Origin of the sequence: Streptomyces sp. NPDC059454, assembly GCF_042749965.1 — a bacterium.
Classification (GTDB): Bacteria; Actinomycetota; Actinomycetes; order Streptomycetales; family Streptomycetaceae; genus Streptomyces.
In genome coordinates, this window is sequence record NZ_JBHYVC010000003.1 from 175,842 (window position 1) to 178,735 (window position 2,894).

The window sequence follows — 2,894 nt, forward strand, 5'->3', positions numbered from 1 at the left end:
GTCCGCCGAACCCTTAGGAGTCCTCCCGTGGCCATCTCGGTCTTCGATCTCTTCTCGATCGGCATCGGCCCGTCCAGTTCGCACACGGTCGGCCCGATGCGGGCGGCCCGGATGTTCGCCCTGCGGCTGCGCAACGAGGACCTGCTGGACTCGGTCGCCTCGGTCCGGGCGGAGCTGTACGGCTCCCTTGGTGCCACCGGCCACGGCCACGGCACGCCCAAGGCGGTCCTGCTGGGCCTGGAGGGCGACTCGCCGCGCACGGTGGACGTGGAGTCGGCCGACGAGCGGGTGGAGAAGATCAAGGACGGCGGCCGGATACGGCTGCTCGGTGAGCAGGAGATCGCGTTCTCCTTCGACGACGACCTGGTGCTGCACCGCCGCAAGACGCTCCCCTACCACGCCAACGGCATGACCCTGTGGGCGTACGACGCCTCCGGCGCGGAACTGCTGACCAAGACGTACTACTCGGTCGGCGGCGGCTTCGTCGTCGACGAGGAGGCGGTGGGCGCGGACCGCATCGTGCTGGACGACACCGTCCTGAAGTACCCCTTCCGCACGGGCGACGAGCTGCTGCGCCTGACGCGGGAGACCGGCCTGTCCATCTCCGCCCTGATGCTGGAGAACGAGCGCGCCTGGCGGACCGAGGAGGAGATCCGCGCGGGTCTGCTGGAGATCTGGCGTGTGATGCGGGCGTGCGTCGACCGCGGCATGTCCCGCGAGGGCATCCTGCCGGGCGGTCTGAAGGTGCGCCGCCGGGCCGCGAACACCGCGCGCAAGCTGCGCTCCGAGGGCGACCCGCAGGCCCTCGCCATGGAGTGGATCACCCTCTACGCCATGGCCGTGAACGAGGAGAACGCGGCCGGCGGCCGGGTCGTCACCGCGCCGACGAACGGCGCGGCGGGAATCATCCCGGCCGTTCTGCACTACTACATGAACTTCGTCCCCGGCGCCGACGAGGAGGGCGTCGTCCGCTTCCTGCTCGCGGCCGGCGCGATCGGCATGCTCTTCAAGGAGAACGCCTCGATCTCCGGCGCCGAGGTCGGCTGCCAGGGCGAGGTCGGCTCCGCCTGCTCGATGGCGGCGGGCGCCCTCGCGGAGGTGCTGGGCGGCTCCCCGGAGCAGGTGGAGAACGCCGCCGAGATCGGCATGGAGCACAACCTCGGCCTGACCTGCGACCCTGTCGGCGGGCTCGTCCAGATCCCGTGCATCGAGCGCAACGGCATGGCCGCGGTGAAGGCGGTCACGGCGGCCCGGATGGCGATGCGCGGCGACGGCTCCCACAAGGTGTCCCTGGACAAGGTCATCAAGACGATGAAGGACACCGGCGCGGACATGTCGGTCAAGTACAAGGAGACGGCGCGGGGCGGGCTCGCGGTGAACATCATCGAGTGCTGAGGGACCGGGCCCGGAGCGGGTGGTTGTGGGCGGTACAACCTCGAACGCCTCGATGTGATCCATCGTTTCGTCCGGGCGGCGCTGCGGGACCGGGCGCCCTGGTACGACACCGGACAGAAGAGGACGGTGGTGGCTTGCCTCCCGGCATGGACCAGGCGAGCGAAGCCCCGTCACGAGATCCTCGCGACCGCCTCGTACTTTCGGGGCGACCTGGTCGACACCTGACCGCGCGCGGGGATGCACTGTTCGAACTGGCAGAACGCATCGCCGTGTACGGACGGGCCGGCGGTCTCACGGTGGAGCTCACGCCGACTGCTGCGTACCGGCGTGGGCACGGCGCGATGTACGGGGCGTGATCCCTCACCACACCACCGGAAGGCATGTGTCGCTTTGAAAAGCGGGAGCATTCCGATCTCCAGTGTTCACATTCCGCTCATTTGAGCGCACAAGTTACATGTGTCCGCCGGATGCTCACCCTTTTCGGCAGAGTGAGGCGTTCGGCGTTCACCACGTCCACGGCGTCCGCGGCGCCGGTGCCGCGGACGCCGAAACGGCTCCGCACCTCCTCACCGCGCTCGTCCACGCGTCGCGGCAGATGCCGCGACGCCGCCTCGACGGCCCCGGCGGGGCCTATGTCCTGGACGAAGCCGAGGCCGTCCCGCAGGACACGGACGTGGTCCGGGTCCGAGACGCGGAAGCCCTCGGGCACCACGCGGGTCATCTCCGGCAAGTACAGCGCGGCGGCTTTGATCCACGCCGGATCACGGAAGTGGACGTACGGGTAGTACAGACCGGTGCGCTGCACGGACACGCTCCTTCGTGGAAGTCCCCGAGCCCTGGGGGCCGTCACCCGGTGATGTCATGAGGGCCGGGTGCCGTCCGGTCGTGTTCCGTCCGCGATCGTCTCCGCGAGCCGATCGGACTCCAGCACGCTGCCCGCGGGACCGGCCGGGTTGACGTAGAGCGCGTGGCCGGGGGGCAGGCGGTCCAGGAGGGCCGGGACGGTGAGGCGTTCGAAGGCGAAGCCGCCCATGGTGTCGAGGTGGGGTGAGGCGGTGAAGACCGGGACGACGAGCCCGCCGTCCTCCACCGCGGCGGTCACCAGGGACCCGTCCGGCAGGGTCAGCACCGCCACCTCGGCGGTGGCCAGGGCGCGCAGGGCGTCCTCGGGCGGTCCGTAACCGGTGACGGCGAGCTGGAGGGCTCTGTCGACGTCGTCGGTGGGCTCGGGCCAGCCGAGCGATTCCGGGGAGGGGCGGTACGCCTCGTTGTCCTCCCACTCCTCGATCTCGCCGGTCGTTCCCGTGCGCCAGCGGCCGACCACGACCCGGGCGGGCGGCACGCCCTCGCCGTCCCAGCCGGGGTCGATCATGCTGATCCAGTGCTCCGGCGCGAGCCGTGCGGCCTCGACGATGTCGTCGGGGGGCGTGGGCATCGCCGTCCCGCCGCGCCCGGTCGTCCCGTTCATCCGCACGTGCTCTCCCCTGCACCCATGACGG

General features: G+C 70.7%; 3 protein-coding genes. 1 reads left to right on the top strand and 2 read right to left on the bottom strand.

The genetic code is table 11. The features are described from left to right. Window positions 1-27: 27 nt before the first annotated feature. The gene (locus tag ACFXAE_RS03395) at window positions 28-1,395 is read left to right on the top strand and encodes an L-serine ammonia-lyase (protein WP_384707264.1); all 1,368 of its coding nucleotides are present in this window, start codon (window positions 28-30) and stop codon (window positions 1,393-1,395) included. Between the two features lie 433 nt (window positions 1,396-1,828). Here ACFXAE_RS03395 and ACFXAE_RS03400 read toward each other — a convergent pair whose 3' ends face one another. Beyond that, window positions 1,829-2,200 carry a hypothetical protein gene (locus ACFXAE_RS03400; RefSeq protein WP_384707266.1) on the bottom strand — a complete coding sequence of 124 codons (372 nt, stop codon included), beginning with the start codon at window positions 2,198-2,200 and terminating at the stop codon, window positions 1,829-1,831. A 54-nt stretch (window positions 2,201-2,254) separates the two neighbouring features. Further along, on the bottom strand, window positions 2,255-2,863 hold the full coding sequence (locus ACFXAE_RS03405; protein ID WP_384707269.1) for a type VII secretion system-associated protein: 609 nt from the start codon (window positions 2,861-2,863) through the stop codon (window positions 2,255-2,257). Window positions 2,864-2,894: the final 31 nt, after the last annotated feature.

Bases quoted from the DNA above. Each gene is read 5' to 3' on its own strand.
- ACFXAE_RS03405 (WP_384707269.1), bottom strand. From the start codon at position 2,863: ATGAACGGGACGACCGGGCGCGGCGGGACGGCGATGCCCACGCCCCCC.